This window comes from Phytobacter sp. V69, from assembly GCF_965644215.1.
Taxonomy (GTDB): domain Bacteria; phylum Pseudomonadota; class Gammaproteobacteria; order Enterobacterales; family Enterobacteriaceae; genus Phytobacter.
In genome coordinates this window covers 1-19,196 of the sequence record NZ_CBFFRL010000088.1, presented here as the reverse complement: position 1 = coordinate 19,196, position 19,196 = coordinate 1, and the positions used below count along the sequence as shown (strand labels likewise).

Genomic DNA, 19,196 nt, shown 5'->3' with positions numbered 1-19,196 from the left:
TACAGCTCAGCTAAGGTAAGGCTAATACAGCTAAGGACTCCACTGAACCCCACCGATTAAATCGCACCTTCCCTAACCTGAGTTCACGAATCGATGCACGATCAACGACTGAAAGACATTGTGCCCTTTGTCGCCAGCATAGAAGGGGGCAGCTTTGCCGCCGCGGCGGAACGCCTGCATGTGACCGGCTCCGCCATCAGCAAAAGCGTGAGCCGGCTGGAGGCGCGGCTGGGCTCAAAGCTGCTGGAGCGGACCACCCGACGCCTTAAACTGACCGACGCCGGGCACGCCTATTACCAGACCTGTATTCGGATTATGGAGGAGCTGGCTGAGGCGGAAGCGGTGCTGGCGGCGCATCGCAGTATTCCCTCCGGGCGGCTGCGGCTGGCGGTGCCCAACACCTACGGCAGGCTGGGGGTGATGCCGCTGCTGATTACGTTTTGCCAGCAGCATCCGGAGATTGATATCAGCCTGACGTTTTCCGACCGCTTTGTGGATCTGTTTGATGAAGGGATTGATGTTGCGGTGCGGATTGGCAAAACGGCGGAGATGTCGACGTCGCTGGGGTGTCGGCAACTGGGACGCGAAAAGATGGTGTTCTGCGCCTCGCCCGACTATCTGGCGCGCGAGGGCCGCCCGCAGAGCGTCGAGGTGCTGTTGCAGCACCGGGCGATTTTGTACGAGCGCGTCGATGGCAGCAGTAAGCCGTGGCAATTGCTGACGGAAGACGGGCATCCGGACTGGCTCTCCGTGCCGTACCGGATGGCACTGGGGGATGTGGATGCGCAGTTGCAGGCGATTCGCAGCGGGTTAGGCGTGGCCCAGATGCCGACGTGGCTGATTCGCGACGCCCTGGCGCGCGGGGAACTGGAGGTTATTTTGCCGCAGATTCAGCCGGACGGGCTGGCACTGACGCTGGTGTGGCCGCGACGCAAGCAGTTATTGCCAAAGGTGGATGCGCTGCTTTCTGCATTGAGTGAGTTGGATATTGGTGGGTGAGGTGGAGCAGGGCAGTGTGCGGTCTGATGCTCTCACCCCGGCCCTCTCCCACAGGGAGAGGGAGAAAAGCAACCCCATACCGCACTCGATCGGTCCCCTCTCCCTTGAGGGAGAGGGTTAGGGTGAGGGGGGGAGATTGGTACCGAACTCAATGCCGCGCATTCCCCGGCTGGCGCTGCGCTAAGCCGGGCCACGTATTACCCGCGAGCGCCGCACGCGTAGCCCGGATAAGGCGTTTACGCCGCCATCCGGGAAAGTCCACCTACCCGCGGTCGTCCTTCGGCCCCAAAAACCAAAACGCGAACGGCAGCGAGCCGATGATCGTAAACATCAGGCTATAGATAAACACCCACGCGCCCTGAATCACAAACATCGACACCGACCACTGATCCATCGGCAAATTGTACTGATCCACCACGCCCTGGAAGGCGGCTTCTGAAACCACCGACACGGCAACCACAAAGACGATGGCGACGGCGATAAGGAATTTTTTACCCTCACGGGTACGCAATTTTGCCAGCATGTAAACCTCCATATTGTTCTGTGCGGCCCGCAGGTGATGGGCCGCGATGATAATCAGAATGTGACGTTCATTTTGGCCCAGAACGTTCTTCCGGGCTCGTTAACCGGCGTATTTGACGAATAACCAAAGGTGCTGTTACCCGCCAGATTCAGATGCTCGGTGTAGGTTTTATTCAGCAGGTTATCGACCCCGGTACTGACCTTGATGTACTTGTTGGCCTGCCAGGCCGCATTGGCGGACAGAATGGCAAAACCAGGGCTATTGTCAAAATCTTTACCTACCACGTTCCCCTGGTTGATAGCCACCCGGTGCTGGCTGCTGACCAAACGTAACAGTCCGGTGCTGCTCCAGTCGCCTTTTTCCCACGTCAGGCCGAGTCGCGCTTCCAGCGGTGGCGTTTGTGGTAGCGGCTGGTGGTCATCGGTATTTTCCCCCCACGACCAGGCCAGACTGGCGTCGGTTTTCCACGTCTCCGTCAGCTTATAACTCATGCCGACTTCGCCGCCCATAATGGTGGCGTCGACGTTATCCGCCTGGCTGATGCGCGAGTTGGTGGGGTCATAGCGGAAAAGGATAAAATCATTGACCCGGCCGATGTACGCAGAGACCCAGCTATTAACCCGCTTGCCGTTATACTGCGCGCCGATATCCAGTTGGGTGGTCTTTTCGGTTTTCACCGAATCGAACACATCGGTCGTGCCGCCAGGACCATAGGTGGGTGAAAACAGCTCCCAGTAATCGGGGAAGCGCTCGGTATAGCCCACACCCGCGTAAAGCATCAGTGGCATATCCGACAGCGTATGCTCATAGCGCATAAAGCCCGCGGGCAGGGTATCGCTGCGTTTATCCGCGCCCGTACCGCTGTCGTTATCCACCTGGACGTTATCAAAGCGTAAGCCGCCGATCACTTTGCCTTCTGCGCTGGCATTCCAGGTCAGCTCGCTAAACACCCCGTAATCCTGGAAGCGGGCATCTTTGCTCCAGCCGCTCTCCTCTTTGCTGCGATGGGTGTTGGTTTGCATATCCAGCCCGCTGCGCAGCTCATAGTCAGACCAGATAAACGTGGCCATCGTCCGTCCGCCCAGAGTGCGGCGGTCGAGCTGCATCGCCATTGGCATGCTCATACTCATTGACGATCCCATCGACATGCCGCCGCTGTCCGGGGAGCGCAGCGTGTAGTTGTCCATGATGTGGTTGGCGTAGTTGTAATAGACATTGGCCTCGAATTTGTCGAATACCTCGCTAATGTTCGATTTCTCAAAGCGTGCCCCCAGGCTTTCACGCTTAAACTGCGAGCCGTCCATGCTGCGGCCTGCGTAACGGGCTTCGCCATCGCCTTTACCGGCGGTGAGTTCCAGCAGGGTGTCTTTGTCCGGCGTCCAGCCGACGGCGACATCCGCATTCCATTTGTCCCACTTCGAGGCTACCCGGTCACCGTCGCCGTCTTTGTAATCCCCTGAGCGTGATTTGTTGCCGATCAGGCGCACATAGCCGTCTTCGCTACCGAAACTGACGTCGGCATTTTCATCCCAACGGCTGTTCGATGCGGTCAGCAGGCTGGCGGTGCCCTGGATGCCGGATTTATCAAAGCGCGGTGGTTCCCGGTCAAAACGCAGGGTGCCCGCCGAGTTGCCGGGACCCCAGAGGACGGTTTGTGGCCCTTTAATCAGCGTCAGGACATCAAAGCTTTCCGGCGAAATGTAGGAGGTGGGCGCGTCCATACGGGCGGGGCAGGCACCGAGCATCTCGCCGTTGTTGGTCATGATGCGCAGGCGCGAGCCAAACATGCCGCGAAACACCGGGTCACCGTTGGTGCCGCCGTTGCGGATTTGCGAAAAACCGGGGATGGTTTTCAGGTAATCTGAGCCGTCGCTGGCGGGCACCGGCTGACGCGGCGTTTTCGGCGAGGTCACGATGGTCAACGGAGAGGTAACCGGTGCGGTGACGATCATCACCCCGTCGTTGCTCATTTCATCATGGTTGTGTTGTTCTTCGGCCTGAGCGGTACAGGCGAAGCAGGCCGTCAGCACCAGAGTGGCCAGCGGCGTGCGCGTAACGTGTCGTAATTCCATTTTATTGCCTTAAGGTCGTACAGGCGTGTCTTGTTCACCCCATAGAAACGGGGATCGCCAACAAGACGTATCCAGCTTGCGAATGCGCGCAGCCGAATCACTGACCTGTGAGTGACAGATAACGTGTTAAAGGGAAAAGTGGAACGACGACAGTGGCGGGGCGCGGGCGCGCTGTGGCGTCCAGGCGCGGAATATCCGCGGACAGCGATAGTCGGTAAAAGGGATCCAGCGGGCGAGCAGGGCGAGAAGGCGCAGCAGGACCGCGAAGATAAACAGAATAACCGGGAGATGAACCAGCAGCTGGCAGTATCCGCAGGCGATTTGCTCCATCGGCGACTGCCCGGTATCCGGCATCAGCAGCGAGTGCATCATTATACCGTCGTGGCAGGTTGCCGGTTCTGGCATATCGGTCATGTCTGCCATTTTATGGTGTTCGTGGGACATATCCATGGCAGGCATTGACGTGTGGTGTTCGCAGGCACGGGTTTGCATCAGCGATTTAGAGATCGCCGGGGCAATAAACACCATGACCATCGCCAGTAGCGCAAGCCATGCGCCTGACCTCAGGATGACGCTGCGTCCGTACAAAAAATACCCACCACACGGTTTATGAGGCGTAAGTGTATCTTATTCTCATCTCAGTTGTTACAGATGATTTATTCGCTGGGGTGATGATTTTGTACGTGGGATGGGTTAAGGCAAGTTGGTTAACTTTTAAACGCATATATCTAAAAAAAGTGATGTAGTGCTCATTTTTTGCTATTGGGCAGGGATAGCGTATCGGTAACGTCCAGGAGGGTACCATCATGAAAAGGTTATTAATATGTTGCCTGTTTGGTAACACGGCGGTAACGCTGGCTAAAAAAATGCAGGATGTTGCAGACGCACATATGTATCAGATTCAAATTAGCGGAATAGGGTCAGATGCATTCGCCAGCGTGGCGCCTGCTTTTGATTGCTTCCTGGTTGCGCCGCATATTCAATATAAAAAAGAAGAACTGAAAAAGGCGATTAAAGAAGGACAACATATTGAGGTTATTGATGGCTATCCGTATGCCGCCATCGATGCAGAGAAAATATTAAAATTTGCCATTGATCGAATGGAGGAACTGGTTGATTAAATTGTTATGTGAACATTTCCATATTGAGCTTACGAAGGAGTGGCTCAGGGATGAGCCAGCAGTGCGCTGGTGTGTTTTCTATCCTGGTGAAAAATAAGATGTTAATGTAGGTAGTCCTCTCTGTTCCTGCTCATCCAGCCGCCTGCCCTGGTGCAACCTGTCCGTTTATTCAAACCATCGCTATTTCATATTTTCCCCCGTTTTTTACGCTACGTATATTAACCCTGTTCGCTATTACGCATTCCTGTGCGTGCAATTGCGTTCTGCGGGAGTGATGCAAAGCGCCGTTAAGATGTTGAGGATTCATTGATCGAGGGATATATGCGACTAAAAAGACATTTCTCTCTGGGTGCGCTGTTGGGCACCGGTTTTGCCGCGATTATCGCTATTGGTTTGTTGGTAGCGATTTTTGGTCGGGCTGAATTGATTAACACCAGTAAACACATTGAGTTTTACGAGAAATACCATTTGACCAACCTGCTGTCGATGCAGGCGCTAAAGGACAACCTCAATAACGCCACCAAGGCCACTTTCATCATGGTGTTTCAGGATGATGAAAAGAGCCAGATGGAAGAGGAGAAGCTGACCGAACTGTCGATCAAACGCAATGACGAGCTGGTGGCACAGTTGCAGGCGAATGTGCAGGAGGCTGACGTACAAAATATGCTGAGCAACTTTAAAACCACCCAGGTAGAGTACGTCAATGTGGTACGCCAGACGGTGGGGCTGGCGAAGAACGGACAGATGCTGGACGCCCAATCGATGGCGGTGGAGAAGATGCAGCCTCTGCAGGTGCGTCTGTTTGAAGAGATCTCCGGCATGATTCAGACCCAGCAGGCCAGTACGACTTCGGCGGCGGCGGTCTCCACCGCAAGCGCGCGTTCTGCGGGGAATGTTCTGCTGATCATTGCCGCTGTGGCGACATTGCTGGGAGTGGCAATTGCCTGGCTTTCCACGCGCTACATTAAGCGCCAGTTGGGAGGCGAACCGGCCTATGCGTTGCAGGTGGTCCATGAGATTGCGCAGGGAAATCTGGCGACCCGTATTACGCTTGCCCCGCATGACAGCACCAGCCTGCTGGCCGGGATGGATGAGATGCGACAAAGCCTGAGCGGTATCGTCAATCAGGTGAGGGAAAGCAGTGAGTCTATTTCGGCAGGGGCAAATGGCGTGGCGGAGGGAAGCACCGATTTGAGCCAGCGCACCGAGCAGCAGGCGGCCAGTTTGCAGCAAACGGCCGCATCGATGGAGCAAATCGGTCAGGCGATTCGTCAGAATGCGGATACGGTGCGGGTCACCAATCAGCAGGCGACGACCGCCAGCGAAATTGCCGCGAAAGGAGGTGAGGCGATCGAGAACATCGTGCGAACGATGGATGAGATCAGCCAAAGCTCACGCAAAATTAGCGAGATTATCGCGGTGATTGATGGCATCACCTTCCAGACCAATATCCTGGCGCTGAACGCGGCGGTGGAAGCGGCGCGGGCAGGGGAGCAGGGCCGGGGCTTTGCGGTGGTTGCGGGGGAAGTGCGCTCACTGGCTCAGCGTTCGGCATCTGCGGCAAAAGAGATTAAGACGCTGATTATGGACAGTATCGAGCGCGTGGATAACGGTACGGCGTTGGTGAATCACGCGGGGGCGACCATTGGTGAGCTGGTGCGACAGTCGCACCATGTAGCGGGGATGATCGACGAGATTGGCGTGACGACGCGTGAGCAGGAGCTGGGCGTTGGGCAGGTGAATGATGCCATTACCCAACTGGATAAAGTGACGCAGCAAAACGCCGCGCTGGTGGGGGCGTCGAGTACGGCGGCGGAGGATCTGCGCGATCAGGCGCAGCATCTGGTGGCGCTGATGAGCGTGTTCCGAACCGAGAGTTCGCGCTATCGCGCAAGTGAGATAAATACGGTGCCGGACGCGGTGTTAAGGACGGCGTGATCGCGTCGCCGGGGACGATTCCCGGATGCGGCGCAAGCGCCTTATCCGGGCTACTCGATTGTGCGGACTGCTCGCATTCCTCCCTCGCCCCTTTGGGGAGAGGGCCGGGGTGAGACGTTGCCTGAGGGAAAACTACCCCTCGTTTGGCTGATGGTGCCGACGCCAGGCGCCTGGCGGCATGCTGTATTTCTTGGTAAACACCCGGGTGAACGTCTGCTGGGAATCGAAGCCGTAGCGGGTCGAGATGGTGATAATCGATTCCCGGGTCACGCTCAGGTCGTGCGCAGCGCCTTCCAGCTTTTTGTTGCGAATATAAACGCCTAGCGGAATATCGATAATTTCATGAAAGAGGCGCTGTAAATGCCATTTGGAATATCCTGCCCGATGGGCAACATCATTAATCCGTAAAGGTTTGTCAATATTATTATCAATCCATGTCTGAATATCGAGGATAACCGATTTTTGCATGGTCATAATACATGCCCCTCTTTGCTAAATATGAATGCTCTACGTCTCTTTAGCGTTCGGAAAAGTGCACTACATAATTACCTGACGTATTACGTTGAAGTCTAAGTTTAAATCAGCGTGGCTGTCGCGACCGTGACGTGAAAATGACATTCCTGACAGGTTTGTGAACGAAGTGGCTAACGGCGCGGTCTGGCGGGCCGTTGATGAAACGGGGAGTACTAAAAATATACCCAGATTTACATTTTTTATCGCGGCGGCTGTTTATTAGAATTCTAATTAATCCATGCAGGTATTTTTAATAATAGTATTTGATGAATAAATTAAAATAAATGTATATTTTTGTTATCTGACACGTCTGTTATTTTTGCGTCAGTGTCCTGACAGTTGGCCCTTCTAGACTCATCCATGTCAGCGGATATTCCTGACTTTTCTCTTTGCGAGGTGGAAACATGAAGACGACGAAAGGCATTATTACCGCAATGATATTTGGCGTATTTTCCGCCGGTGCACTGGCAGCCGTCCCTGTGGAATCCGATAGTGGCCTGCAAAAAATGGGGTCGGTCTCGGCATCGGGCGCGACAACGCTGTCTGGTTTGCATGAGGAACTGGCGCAAAAAGCCGAAGATGCGGGGGCAAGCTCTTACCGCATCGTCGCGGCCGGGGGCGAAAACCAAATGCACGGCACGGCGATTATCTACAAGTAAGGGTAAAAAACAGGAGGGTTCGCCTCCTGTTTTCTTTTCTGCTCAGGCGTTTTTGAATTGCGTCTGCTCATCCCGTGTCGCTGTCTCACCCGGCGCAACATTGCGCCCACCCGCGTGCGCTTTACCGATCGTCAGCGACAGACCGAAGGTGTTAACGCCGTTTTCGCTGCGGGCAAACACATCGCCACGGTGCATCAGTGCGACCGCACGCACGATGGATAACCCCAGGCCGTGGTGAGTATCGCTGCGCGTGCGTGACGAATCGATACGGTAAAAACGCTCAAACAGACGATCCAGATGCTCTGCGGCGATCGGTTCGCCCACGTTGGCGACCGCGATGATCGCATGCTCATGCCGTTGGCGAATTGAAACGGTCACCGTGGTATTGGGTTTTGCATGGCGGGCACCGTTTTCCAGCAGATTCGCCAGCGAACGGTGGAACAGTCGACGGTCGATACAGGCGACGATATCCCCCTCCACATTGATGGCGAGGTTCTTCTCGGCAAAAGAGGGCTCGACATAATCGGCGGTTTTCCAGGTCTCTTCGCGTAGCGACACCTCGGTAAGCTGGGTGGCATGTTCCCCGGCCTGAGCATGCGACAGGAACAGCATGTCATTGACGATGGAGGTCATGCGCTCCAGCTCTTCCAGATTGGATTCCAGCAAATCTTCCAGCTCGCTCATGGAGCGTTCGCGGGACAGACCCAACTGTGTTTGCCCGATCAGATTGGTCAGCGGGGTGCGCAGTTCGTGGGCGACGTCGGCGTTGAAGCTCTCCAGCTGTCGCCAGGCGACCTCCTGACGTTCCAGCACGCCGTTGAACGCTTCCGCCAGCGTTTGTAGCTCATCCGGCAGAGTGGTAGTGTCGAGCCGCTGTCCGTGATCGCCGGGAGCGAGTTTGTGCGCCTGCTCGCTCATGGTATTCACCGGACGCATGCCGAAGCGTGCAATCATAAAACCGAGCACCGCAACCAGCATCACGCCGAGGGCGGTGATCAGCAGCAGCGTGCGGGTGAACTCCTCCAGCGTGCCCATATAAGGGGTGGAATCGATGGCAATTACGTAACGGATCGCCGGGCGTTCGCCGCGTGCCGGAATCAATTTGACCAGGATATAGAGGGAACAGGAGTTTTTCGTGGCCCCCGGCGCTTCGCTAAAGCCGTCGGCCAGCGTCGTCCAGTTGATCCCTTCCGGCGGCTCACCGCCCACCTGAAAACGGGGATCGTCGCTCAGCACCCAGTACTGGACGCGCCCGCCTTCCGCGGTGGCCATATCGGCGAGCTTGGTGGGCAACATTTGCCAGCTATGCAACGTGGTGCGTGAAAGCAGCCACGGCTCCATCAGGGATTCCCTGAACAGCAGCTCGTTGTACATCTGCTTTTGCAAGGATTCATGCAGGGTGCTGCGCAGCAAAAAGCCGATCGCCGAGACGATCAGCACGGAGGCGAGGGCAAACATTAATGCAAGGCGTCCTGAAATCGAACGTTTGAGCATAGACGGACTCTATTTCGCGGGGCTCTCGGGCCGTGTTTCAAGGACATATCCCATGCCCCGGACGGTATGCAGCAGCTTAACGGGGTAGGGGGCGTCCACTTTGGCCCGCAGGCGTTTGATCGCCACCTCCACGACGTTGGCATCGCTGTCAAAATTCATATCCCACACCTGTTCAGCGATCATCATCTTGGAGAGGATTTCACCTTTGTGGCGGGCGAGCAGGCTCAGCAGCGCAAACTCTTTGGCCGTCAATTCCAGACGGTCGCCAGCGCGTGTGACGCGGCGGGCCAGCAGATCGAGATGCAAATCGTGGATCTGCAACTGCGTGGTGTCGGCTCCATCGCTGGAACGGCGGCGCAGCAACGCCTGGATACGGGCAACCAGCTCAATCAGGGAAAACGGTTTGGGCAGGTAATCGTCTGCCCCCTGGCGTAGCCCTTTAACCCGCTCATCAACAGAGCCGCGGGCAGAGAGCATCAGGACCGGCGTGTTTTTACTGGCGCGCAGGCCTTTTAACACGCTGTAGCCGTCAAGGCCTGGCAACATGACGTCGAGAATGATGGCGTCATAGTCAAATTCAACCGCCAGATGCAAACCTTCTGTGCCGCTGGCGGCGATGTCAACGGTAAAACCCAGTTCGCTGAGCGCGCGATAAATATATGACGAGGTTTTTTCCTCATCTTCGACCAGCAGAAGTCGCATGCGGGGCTCTTCCTTTGTCGCCACGGACCGATGTGATGATGAGATTAATTTTATCTCGTTATTGCCAACAGTTGGCTGACATTTTACTGACAATTTTGTCAGCTTGAGTCAGAGACAGCCGATGATAAGCAGCCATAACGTCCATAGCGGCGTGGCCTGGCAGTGATAAATTGCAAAATATCAATGTACGGACAATCAAGGAGAAAATGGGGTAACCGTCGCTTTGCATTTTTGGTATAACAACTTCTCTATTCTTGTCAGACCTTTGCAAAACAGTTGAGGTCATCCATGTTGAGGGCACGTTATGGCCTCGTCTGAGACAGCCCAAGTGCAAACGCCCCGGGAAAAAGTCCGCGGTTCCGGGGGTATTTCTGGGTTGGCGTTGCTGGTTGCCAGCGCGTTTTTTATGGAATTTCTTGATGGCACGGTGATCGCGACCGCCCTGCCGGACATGGCGAAAGCCTTTGGCGTTTCCGCCATCGATTTGAATATTGGTATCAGTGCCTATTTACTGACGCTGGCGATGCTGATCCCGGCCAGCGGCTGGATAGCGGAGCGCTTTGGTGCGCGAACCGTCTTTAGCCTGGCGCTGCTGATTTTTACCGTGGCCTCCCTCTTTTGCGGCCTGACGAACAACGTCACCGAGTTTGTGCTGATGCGCGTCTTGCAAGGGGTGGGCGGCGCGATGATGGTGCCGGTTGGGCGGCTCGTCGTGTTGCGTACCACGCCGAAAGACCAGTTGATTAAGGCCATCGCTACGCTGACCTGGCCTGCGCTGGTGGCACCCATAATTGGCCCACCGCTGGGGGGCTTTATTACCACCTATGCGAGCTGGCACTGGATCTTTTTCCTCAATGTGCCGCTGGGCCTGGTGGCAATTGTGCTGGCACTGAAGATGATGCCGGGGCTGTCGGCTGAGGAAAAGCGCCCGTTCGATGTGATCGGCTTTATCGCCACGGGGCTGACCATGATGTGCCTGGTAGCGGGGCTGGAGATGTTCAGCCAGCAGCATGCGAGTATGGTGAGCGCCGGGGTGACCCTGGTCGTTGGCCTGCTGGCGCTGGTGTGGAGCATTCACCATCTGCGTCGTGCCCCTGCGCCGTTAATTGGCCTGAGCTCGCTGTCGGTACATTCCTTCCGCGTCACCATGCGCGGTGGGTTTATTTTACGTGCCACCATCAGCTCTGCGCCGTTTATGCTGCCCCTGATGTTCCAGGTCGGCTTTGGGATGAGCGCCTTTGAGGCTGGGTCGCTGGTGCTGGCGGTCTTTGCCGGTAATCTGGCGATGAAGCCTGCCACGACACCGCTGATTCGCCGCTTTGGCTTTAAAAAACTGCTGATTGGCAACGGGGTAATCTGCGTGCTGTCGCTGTTTTTCTGCGCCTTTTTAGCGCCGAACTCTCCGCAAATGCTCACCCTCGCGTTGTTGTTTATCGGCGGCTTGAGCCGCTCAATGCAGTTTACCGGCATCAGTTCGCTGGCGTTTGCCGAGGTGCCAACGGCAGAGATGAGCTCGGCGAATACGCTCTTTAGTACCTCATTGCAATTGGCCAACGGCCTGGGGGTCACGCTGGGGGCGCTGAGTATTCGCGCAGGCGCACTCATCACCGACGAGTTGGGGTATGGCGATATTCAGGGCATGGCCTTTAAGCTGGGGTTTGTGATCATTGCGCTTATCACGGCGGTCGGGCTGTACGATATCACCCGTCTTGAGGCCGGGGCGGGGAGAAATGTCTCGCAGAAGCCGAAGAAATAAGACGGACTAAAAAGCCCCCGCCTGCGGGCGAGGGCCTCATTTAGCTCACGTTGATCTAGCGTTGTACTCTCTCTATGGTTCACCGTTCTGGTTTATTTTCCCACGCGTGCCTGTAACTCGGCGGGATAGCGATCGCCGGTGATACGGATAGCGTCCAGCGCCGTGGCGATATGGCGTAATTCCTCAGCGGAAAGCGTGACGTCGGCGGCGGCAAGGTTCTCTTCCAGGCGGGGCAGTTTGGTGGTGCCCGGGATGGGCACAATCCACGGTTTTTGCGCCAGCAGCCAGGCCAGGGCAATCTGCGCGGGGGTGGCTGCTTTCTCCTGAGCGATGCCGGTTAACACGGTAACCAGTTGCTGGTTGGCTTCCCGCGCTTCGGCGGCGAAACGGGGGACCTTGTTGCGAAAATCATTCTGGTCAAAGGTGGTTTGCGCGCTGATGGCCCCGGTCAGAAAACCTTTACCCAGCGGGCTGAACGGGACGAAGCCGATGTTCAGCTCTTCGAGAACCGGGAGAATCTCCTGCTCGGGCTCTCGCCACCACATGGAGTACTCGCTTTGCAGCGCGCTGACCGGCTGTACGGCGTGGGCGCGACGGATGGTTTGTACGCCAGCTTCTGACAGACCAAAGTGTTTGACCTTGCCTTCGGCAATCAGATCTTTCACCGTTCCGGCAACATCTTCGATCGGGACCGCCGGGTCTACGCGGTGCTGATAGAGCAAATCAATGGTGTCTATCTGCAGACGGCGCAGCGAGCCTTCCACCGCTTCGCGAATATGCTCCGGGCGGCTATTGAGGATCTGCTGTTTATTGTCATCGCCAAAGGTGAAGCCGAACTTGGTGGCAATCACCACCTGGTCGCGCAGTGGTTTCAACGCTTCGCCCACCACCTCTTCGTTAATCCACGGGCCGTACACTTCGGCGGTATCGAAAAAGGTCACGCCGCGTGCCACGGCGGTTCGAATCAGCTCTATCGCCGCTGTTTTATCGGTCGCCGGGCCATAGCCGAAGCTCAGCCCCATGCAGCCAAGGCCGAGCGCGGAGACTTCCGGCCCGTTACGACCAAGAATACGTTTTTGCATGATACTACTCCTTTCCTGCGTGAGGGAATGGAGGGATTAGACATCCAGGGTTCGGTTTGCCAGCCATTCGACGATGGTCGGGTCGCGGTGCGAAAAGAAGGCGCTGGTGGCGGTGTCCAGAGCGGCGATGCGCACCATATCTTCGTCAGTTAAGGTGAAGTCAGTGATGGCGATATTTTCCGCCATCCGCTCTTTGCGCACGGTTTTCGCCAGCGAGACGATGCCGCGTTGCCACAGCCAGCGCAGGACAACCTGCCCCGTGCTTTTGCCATAGCGTTTGCCGATTTCCGCCAGCACCGGGTGGGTGAAGAGGTTATTGCGGCCTTCGGCAAAAGGCGCCCAGGCTTCTGGCTGAATGCCGCGGCTTTGCATCCACGCGGCGGCCTGTAACTGTTGGTGGAACGGATTGACCTCCACCTGATTGACGGCGGGTGCAACTTTGTTGAAGGCCATCAGATCTGCCAGGCGGTCGGGGTGGAAATTGCTGACGCCAATGGCGCGAATTTTCCCCGCGTGATGCAGCTCTTCCATCGCCCGCCATGCACCATGCACATCGCCAAAAGGCTGGTGGATAAGATACAGGTCAACATAGTCCATCTGCAGACGGTTCAGCGAGCGTTCAAACTGCGCTTTCGCCCCTTCATAGCTGGTGCCCTGCAACCACAGTTTGGTGGTGACAAAGAGGGCATCGCGCGCAATACCACTTTGGCGAATGGCATTACCGACCTGCGTTTCGTTTTGATAGGAGGCGGCGGTATCGATCAGACGATAGCCGGTTTCGATGGCGTCAATAACCGCGCGTTCGCACTCCTCTGGCTGGGTCATCTGGTAGACGCCAAAGCCCTGTAAGGGCATCGTCACACCATTGTTGAGAATCACAGAAGTCATTTTTTGCCCCATAGCATGTTATGTCGACGGGCAAAGCTTAACGCAGGGGAGAGGGAGGGATTAGAGGGGGTAATGAGCTAGAGCTTATTAATCTGATTCATAAATAACGCCGCCTTTTCAGGCGGCATCGGTATGAGCCTGTGCGTCGGATTCTCCCACGAGCGGCAGCGTATGGACGTCAGATGCCACTAATTTGTCGCTCTCCAGATCATATGGCCAGACGTGCAGCGTCAGTTCTGGCGAGAAGATAAAGGGTTTTAGCGGGGCGGGGAAATCCCGTGTTTTAGGGTAAATCAGCACCATCTCCCCCCGGCCATCAAGATATTTATGACCGTAGGCCAACATCTGATAGAAATCCTGCTGCGCCAGGTCATATTTGTTGTCGCGAGCCCCGGCATCCAGACGCTTCCACTTGGTATCCAGTAACCATTTCTCTTTGCCGTGCTCCAGCAACAAATCCGGTTTCAGCCTGAACATGCTGTCGCCGTCGTGGGTACAGAGGTATTCGCCCGCTGCCTGAGTACGCAGATGCGCTGTGGCGGGAAGCTGCTGTTTAAGCGTTCGCGCAACATGCTGCTCGAACAGACGTTCCATCGGAAAGAGCAGGCTGATTCCCTTCGACTGCCCCTGAACCGCCATTGGCATATGCTCCCCAAGGATCAGTTCGCACCACGGACGGGCTGATAGTGGGCGAGCAGACGTTCGTTACGCCAGTGGGAAAAATCGAGCCGTACCTGTCGGCTGGGTGGGATCTCTTGCATGATGGCATGCAGCTCATGCGCCAGGCGCCAGTTGTCAGCTTCTCTGGCCTGCTTACACACGTTATCCAGCGCCAGGCGCAGCAGACGGTTTTCCGGCCTGTCCGGCAAAAACAGCGCGTGACGCTGGTGAAAGCGGTGCTCACGCCCCGGCGGCTGGCGCATCTGTCTGGCCATATCCAGTTGACCGCGCAAATAAGGTTGCTCTTCCTCAACCTGCTGGTAGTCAAAGCGCAATCCACGTTTGAGTAAGCGGTCAAGCGCGAGTAAAAACTGGCGCATGATCCACTCGGTGAGCGGAAAGCGAAACAGCTGCAGATCCGCCGCCCCGGTTTCCCGGAACGGCAAATTGAGTGCAGAAGCAATCAGTTTGCACAGCAGCGCCCGGCTGTTTTCCGGCGAGTCTTCCTCGACAAAATGCTTGGGCAGAATTTCAATGTCCGTCCCACACGGGGTATGAATAATACCGACATAGCCGTCCAGCCGGAGCCAGCGGCGGTCTTCCACTTCCACCAGCCTGGCACCTTGCTTACTGAACCCGGCCTGTAATCGGCACAGCCAGTCGAAGGCGCTGGCACCGATTTGCGCGCGATCGAGGCTGTCTGTGATATCCGAGGTGGTCAGGCGCGCGTGCTCGCGAACCGTTATCCACTTTTGTTTCACTCGACCTCCCGGAGAATCAGGCGATAGCTCTCCAGGCACATAAAGGCCGCTTCGTTACGCTGCCAGCGTCTGTCGCTAAGCTCGGCGGCGAGCTCTTTGCCAAACAGTTTTTCCAGTGACTGGCTGCCGGACGGCGGGCAAATAAAGCGTGGCGTGACGTTCTCGGGATGATGACCATTCAGCACCCAGTTAATACGCTGCCAGTCTTCAAAGAAGTACTCCTGCAACAACGGAAGGACCTGGTTTTTGAAGATGGAGGCCAGCGTTGGCAAAGTTGGGGTCGTCTTCAGTGGCATAAAGTACGCGTGACCCAGGCAGTGGTCGCGATCCAGTAAGACTTCAATGCGCTGGTTGATGACGCGCAGCAGATTACCGATGTGAATGTCCCCCTCTTCATGGTGAATGATAACGTCATCCAACAGTTCCGGCTGCGAGGGCATTTCAATGAAGGTGAAGCGGCGGCGCAGGGCAATATCCAGCCCGGATAGCGAACGGTCGGCGGTATTCATGGTGCCGATGATATAAAGATTACCGGGCACGCTAAAACGTTTCTTCGAGTAGGGCAGCGTGACATCCAGCGCTTCGCTTTGCCCCTGGCGTTTCGATGGCTCAATCAGGGTAATGAGTTCACCAAAGATACGGGAAATATTCCCTCGGTTGATTTCATCGATAATCAGAACGTGAGGCGTTGGCACCGCTTTTTGCGGCTCCGTTAAGTCAAATCCGGCATTGTGTAAGGCTTCAAGGAGATCCGAAAGAACTATGCGACGCAGAGGATACATGGTTTGCGGACGTAACATAAAGTCGCCGTTCTGTTTGCGGATATCATAGCGAATACCTTTAAGCAGCCAGTTCACGGGTAGCACATGTTGATAGTCTTCCCGTACACCTTGTGGGATGTTCTCTTGATAGAAATAGGCTCCCGTTACAACGCCCATGGCACAGATTTCTGTTTGACTGGCAAGACAGAGAATGATGTCGCCCTCTTTTGCCGTCTGGCTGAAATAGGTGAGGGAATTGCGATCGTTTGGGCCCAATTCGAGTTCTTCGGCATTCAAATTTGCCGTGCGCAGGTCACCAACGTAGCCCCAACCGATGCGTGCTTCGTTGTAGCGAAAACAGTAATCGCGGGTAAAACCGCTGGAGTGCACTTCCTCTATGGATAATTTCCAGACCTGTGGCGCTTCATCAATGCCCAGTTTGATTTCCGTTGAGCGATCGCGTCGGGCCTGAATGCACGCTTTTTTGAAGATGCCGTCTTCTATGCGGTACTGAAGCTGGCTTTCTTCATCTACGTTACCTTCATCAATGTCTGCGCGGATACCTTCGACAAAATCTTCGTAGCTAAAGCTTTGGTGGAAGGTGACAAAATCAATGCTTCCTTCATTTGCCAGTTCATCAAAACGTTTTTTTAGCCGCTCACGATTGTCGCGGTGGGCGTCAAGAAAAGCGGGATCGAGGATCGCCAGAGTGTGGTTCACCGTGCTCCAGGTTTTACCGGTTCCCGGCGGGCCATAGAGAATCTGGTTTAATGCCGCAGGGGGTTGGTCGATAGCGGTCTCGCTCTCATCATCGGCAATATTATCCAGGCTTTGCGGGCGGTTATCACTCGTGTCCGTTTCACTTTCTTTCCACAGATCCAGACCGTATTGAATCAGCGGTTTGTTACCGCGCTCTGCAAGCAGCCTGCGGTAGGCTTCGGCGTGCGTGAGGTTTTTATTCACCGGCAGCAAGGTCTGGAGTGCCTGCAGTTTATAAATTGCCAACATACACGGATGATCATGATTTTGATACAGAAATGCGAGTTTCCACTTTAAGGCAACTTCAAAGTCCAGATTTTCGATGGTTTCCGTGTCGCCAGCCTGAGCCGCCCGCGCGATGGTCAGGATGTGGGCTTTGATGGTCGCGAAGGCTTCTGCAGCGGTATTTCCGTACTTATTTTTCCATGAGTAGCGGTCATCAGATGAGATAAAGCCGCGCTCACCTTTGGCCTCCGCTTTTCGCTCGTAAATGCCAAATTTGGAAGCATCGCCGCCTTTAATGGAACCCAGAAAACGACCGCCACCAAACTCCAGCCAGTACGCCAGCGTATTTTTATCACCAATGCAAATGTATTGCTCCAGCGTCAGATTTTGCAGTGCGGAAAAGGGCCAACTGCTGTGAAAACTCGTCAGTATTTGTTCTCGTTGTTCTGCCGTTACGGTCATTGCACACTCCGTCCAATGGGTAGTCAAAAATTTCATACTGTTGAGCCATTATGCACAGGCCCCTGACAGGCTGTGTCATTCTATTTTTAGAGTGAATGTTTTATCCCGTGCCGCGCGGGCTTGAGGAGGGCAATTTTGTGAGCGGGCGCGTTTCAGCTTTATCCGCATTGCTATCGTTACAGTGAATTAGTAAAACGTTAACATTTGTTGTATCAATGGTAGATAATTCAGGTATCGCGAAAGCGTGTAGTCAGGCGTCAACACCACTTTGCCCTTGCTGTCCGGGCGGTTTTGGGACATGCGGATAACACTCATGAATGATAAAGAAAAGTCGTTGCCCCTCCATGATGTTGATGTGCAGCATCTGTATGATTTATTGAATCAAAATTCGGATTGGGTGTGGGAAGTCGATGCGCAAGGGCGTTATACCTGGGCGTCCGATGTTGTGACCAGTTTGCTGGGTTATCCGCCGAGCGAGGTGATTGGCAAAACGCCGTTTGATTTTATGCCGCCCGGCGAGGCCGAACGCGTGGGTCGCGCCTTTATGGAAATTGTGCAGGAGAAAAGGGCGTTTTCAGGACTGGTGAACCGTAACCAGCGCGCAGATGGCCGCATTGTGGTGCTCGAAACCAGCGGTGTTCCCCTGTTTGACGAAAACGGCGAGTTGCGTGGTTACCGGGGTGTGGACCGCAATATCTCAACCCTTGGCGAACGGGTATTGCAACTGGAGACCATCTACGATACCACGCCTGTCGCGCTGTGTATGATTGACCGTCATGGTCGGCTGGTGATGTCGAATAAAGCGATGAATCATCTGCTGCACAATGACGGGCATGAACTCGCGGAGAGCTACCTTTCCCAGCATATGCCGGAGTTCTGGCATCTCTTCGAGGAAGATTTCGCGCTGGCGGACATAGGTGAGACGATCCCCCGGCGTGAAATGATCTGGCATGACCGCTGTTATGACGCGCAGTCTATCGCTGTATCCGATGCGAGCAGCAACGTGGTGGGGCTATCGATCACCTGGGTGGATATCACCGCGCGCCGTCAGGCGGAACAAAAGCTGGCGGGGGCAAACCAGGTATTGCAGCGGCATGCTCAGCACGATCATCTGACCGGCCTGTTTAACCGCCGTTATATGGACGAATGTCTGCTGACGGAAGTCACGCGTTCCTGTCACGGCCATTTCCCGCTCTCTATTTGTCTGGTCGATATCGATTTTTTCAAACTGTATAACGACAGCCAGGGACATCAGGCGGGAGACGAGTGTCTGCAAATCGTGGCGAAGGCGCTGGTCACTACCCTAGTGCACCCGGACGATAACGTCAGCCGCTACGGTGGCGAAGAGTTTCTGGTGATATTGCCGGACACCAATAAGTCGTCCGCATTGTCCATCGCAGAGCGTCTGCGTGAGCAGATCAACGCGCTGAAATTGCCGCATGCCGCCAGCCCGATGGGCTATTTAACGATAAGCATCGGTGTGGCGACGCTGGACTGCGAGAGCATGCGCACGGAGGATAAACCCCAGCATATGATTGCCAGCGCGCTTATTGGTAAGGCAGATACTGCACTGTATGCGGCGAAAAAACAGGGGCGTAATCGGGTGATTGTCGCGGGCGCAAAAAACGATTAATACCGTTCTTGTCGGCTGATAAAAAAATACCCCTTCTGAAGATAAATCCTTGTCTTCAGAAGGGGAGACCACATGGCCATTCGTTACAAAAGCCTATTCAAAATAATTAGCTAACTAGATAGTGTCGTCACAAGATTTTAGCCCAGAGAGCGATGCATCTGATCTGGACGGCAGCGAGAAATGAGGCC

At 55.3% G+C, this 19,196-nt stretch carries 15 protein-coding genes and 1 pseudogene; 6 read left to right on the top strand and 10 right to left on the bottom strand.

Annotation, left to right across the window (positions count from 1 at the left end; genetic code table 11):
• Positions 1–93 precede the first annotated feature (93 nt).
• The gene (locus ACSZPU_RS13900) at positions 94–999 is read left to right on the top strand and encodes a LysR family transcriptional regulator (RefSeq protein ID WP_498999718.1); all 906 of its coding nucleotides are present in this window, start codon (positions 94–96) and stop codon (positions 997–999) included.
• A 262-nt stretch (positions 1,000–1,261) separates the two neighbouring features.
• On the opposite strand, the gene ACSZPU_RS13895 is transcribed toward ACSZPU_RS13900, so the two are convergent.
• From ACSZPU_RS13895 to ACSZPU_RS13885, 3 genes are all read right to left on the bottom strand, one after another.
• The gene (locus tag ACSZPU_RS13895; RefSeq protein WP_498999717.1) at positions 1,262–1,522 is read right to left on the bottom strand and encodes a DUF2534 family protein; all 261 of its coding nucleotides are present in this window, start codon (positions 1,520–1,522) and stop codon (positions 1,262–1,264) included.
• 53 nt (positions 1,523–1,575) lie between these two features.
• Positions 1,576–3,594, bottom strand: a complete 2,019-nt coding sequence (locus ACSZPU_RS13890; RefSeq protein WP_498999714.1) for a TonB-dependent copper receptor — start codon at positions 3,592–3,594, stop codon at positions 1,576–1,578.
• A 126-nt stretch (positions 3,595–3,720) separates the two neighbouring features.
• On the bottom strand, positions 3,721–4,182 hold the full coding sequence (locus ACSZPU_RS13885; protein WP_498999711.1) for a DUF2946 domain-containing protein: 462 nt from the start codon (positions 4,180–4,182) through the stop codon (positions 3,721–3,723).
• A 218-nt stretch (positions 4,183–4,400) separates the two neighbouring features.
• Between ACSZPU_RS13885 and ACSZPU_RS13880 the strand changes: the two genes are divergently transcribed.
• Together ACSZPU_RS13880 and ACSZPU_RS13875 are read left to right on the top strand one after the other, a co-directional pair.
• Positions 4,401–4,715: a PTS sugar transporter subunit IIB gene (locus ACSZPU_RS13880; protein WP_498999708.1), complete on the top strand. Its 315-nt coding sequence runs from the start codon at positions 4,401–4,403 to the stop codon at positions 4,713–4,715.
• A 321-nt stretch (positions 4,716–5,036) separates the two neighbouring features.
• Complete coding sequence (locus ACSZPU_RS13875) at positions 5,037–6,653, top strand: methyl-accepting chemotaxis protein (RefSeq protein WP_498999706.1); 1,617 nt, start codon at positions 5,037–5,039, stop codon at positions 6,651–6,653.
• Between the two features lie 132 nt (positions 6,654–6,785).
• Here the strand turns inward: ACSZPU_RS13875 and ACSZPU_RS13870 are convergent, their stop codons facing one another.
• Positions 6,786–7,127: a helix-turn-helix domain-containing protein gene (locus ACSZPU_RS13870; RefSeq protein WP_498999704.1), complete on the bottom strand. Its 342-nt coding sequence runs from the start codon at positions 7,125–7,127 to the stop codon at positions 6,786–6,788.
• A 443-nt stretch (positions 7,128–7,570) separates the two neighbouring features.
• Between ACSZPU_RS13870 and bhsA the strand changes: the two genes are divergently transcribed.
• On the top strand, positions 7,571–7,825 hold the full coding sequence (gene bhsA / locus ACSZPU_RS13865; RefSeq protein ID WP_498999701.1) for a multiple stress resistance protein BhsA: 255 nt from the start codon (positions 7,571–7,573) through the stop codon (positions 7,823–7,825).
• Positions 7,826–7,867: 42 nt separating this feature from the next.
• Here bhsA and ACSZPU_RS13860 read toward each other — a convergent pair whose 3' ends face one another.
• Positions 7,868–9,319 (bottom strand): heavy metal sensor histidine kinase, encoded by a 1,452-nt coding sequence (locus ACSZPU_RS13860; RefSeq protein WP_498999699.1) that lies wholly within the window; start codon positions 9,317–9,319, stop codon positions 7,868–7,870.
• 9 nt (positions 9,320–9,328) lie between these two features.
• Positions 9,329–10,021, bottom strand: a complete 693-nt coding sequence (locus ACSZPU_RS13855; RefSeq protein WP_498999698.1) for a heavy metal response regulator transcription factor — start codon at positions 10,019–10,021, stop codon at positions 9,329–9,331.
• 304 nt (positions 10,022–10,325) lie between these two features.
• On the opposite strand from ACSZPU_RS13855, the gene ACSZPU_RS13850 reads away from it, so the two are divergent.
• The gene (locus ACSZPU_RS13850; RefSeq protein WP_498999695.1) at positions 10,326–11,777 is read left to right on the top strand and encodes an MFS transporter; all 1,452 of its coding nucleotides are present in this window, start codon (positions 10,326–10,328) and stop codon (positions 11,775–11,777) included.
• A 92-nt stretch (positions 11,778–11,869) separates the two neighbouring features.
• Here the strand turns inward: ACSZPU_RS13850 and ACSZPU_RS13845 are convergent, their stop codons facing one another.
• From ACSZPU_RS13845 to ACSZPU_RS13830, 4 genes and pseudogenes are all read right to left on the bottom strand, one after another.
• The gene (locus tag ACSZPU_RS13845; RefSeq protein WP_498999692.1) at positions 11,870–12,859 is read right to left on the bottom strand and encodes an aldo/keto reductase; all 990 of its coding nucleotides are present in this window, start codon (positions 12,857–12,859) and stop codon (positions 11,870–11,872) included.
• 36 nt (positions 12,860–12,895) lie between these two features.
• A complete protein-coding gene (locus ACSZPU_RS13840) occupies positions 12,896–13,747 on the bottom strand; it encodes an aldo/keto reductase (RefSeq protein WP_498999690.1) in 852 nt (283 codons plus the stop codon).
• 117 nt (positions 13,748–13,864) lie between these two features.
• Positions 13,865–15,012: pseudogene (locus ACSZPU_RS13835) on the bottom strand (McrC family protein).
• A 152-nt stretch (positions 15,013–15,164) separates the two neighbouring features.
• Positions 15,165–17,375: a DUF8426 domain-containing protein gene (locus ACSZPU_RS13830; RefSeq protein WP_498999688.1), complete on the bottom strand. Its 2,211-nt coding sequence runs from the start codon at positions 17,373–17,375 to the stop codon at positions 15,165–15,167.
• A 313-nt stretch (positions 17,376–17,688) separates the two neighbouring features.
• Here ACSZPU_RS13830 and ACSZPU_RS13825 point away from each other — a divergent pair, with 313 nt between their 5' ends.
• Positions 17,689–19,008: a sensor domain-containing diguanylate cyclase gene (locus ACSZPU_RS13825; RefSeq protein ID WP_498999685.1), complete on the top strand. Its 1,320-nt coding sequence runs from the start codon at positions 17,689–17,691 to the stop codon at positions 19,006–19,008.
• Positions 19,009–19,196: the final 188 nt, after the last annotated feature.

Coding starts and splice junctions, on each gene's coding strand:
- ACSZPU_RS13900 (WP_498999718.1), top strand. CDS start 94: ATGCACGATCAACGACTGAAAGACATTGTGCCCTTTGTCGCCAGCATA.
- ACSZPU_RS13895 (WP_498999717.1), bottom strand. CDS start 1,522: ATGCTGGCAAAATTGCGTACCCGTGAGGGTAAAAAATTCCTTATCGCC.
- ACSZPU_RS13890 (WP_498999714.1), bottom strand. CDS start 3,594: ATGGAATTACGACACGTTACGCGCACGCCGCTGGCCACTCTGGTGCTG.
- ACSZPU_RS13880 (WP_498999708.1), top strand. CDS start 4,401: ATGAAAAGGTTATTAATATGTTGCCTGTTTGGTAACACGGCGGTAACG.
- ACSZPU_RS13875 (WP_498999706.1), top strand. CDS start 5,037: ATGCGACTAAAAAGACATTTCTCTCTGGGTGCGCTGTTGGGCACCGGT.
- ACSZPU_RS13870 (WP_498999704.1), bottom strand. CDS start 7,127: ATGACCATGCAAAAATCGGTTATCCTCGATATTCAGACATGGATTGAT.
- bhsA (WP_498999701.1), top strand. CDS start 7,571: ATGAAGACGACGAAAGGCATTATTACCGCAATGATATTTGGCGTATTT.
- ACSZPU_RS13860 (WP_498999699.1), bottom strand. CDS start 9,319: ATGCTCAAACGTTCGATTTCAGGACGCCTTGCATTAATGTTTGCCCTC.
- ACSZPU_RS13855 (WP_498999698.1), bottom strand. CDS start 10,021: ATGCGACTTCTGCTGGTCGAAGATGAGGAAAAAACCTCGTCATATATT.
- ACSZPU_RS13850 (WP_498999695.1), top strand. CDS start 10,326: ATGGCCTCGTCTGAGACAGCCCAAGTGCAAACGCCCCGGGAAAAAGTC.
- ACSZPU_RS13845 (WP_498999692.1), bottom strand. CDS start 12,859: ATGCAAAAACGTATTCTTGGTCGTAACGGGCCGGAAGTCTCCGCGCTC.
- ACSZPU_RS13840 (WP_498999690.1), bottom strand. CDS start 13,747: ATGACTTCTGTGATTCTCAACAATGGTGTGACGATGCCCTTACAGGGC.
- ACSZPU_RS13830 (WP_498999688.1), bottom strand. CDS start 17,375: ATGACCGTAACGGCAGAACAACGAGAACAAATACTGACGAGTTTTCAC.
- ACSZPU_RS13825 (WP_498999685.1), top strand. CDS start 17,689: ATGAATGATAAAGAAAAGTCGTTGCCCCTCCATGATGTTGATGTGCAG.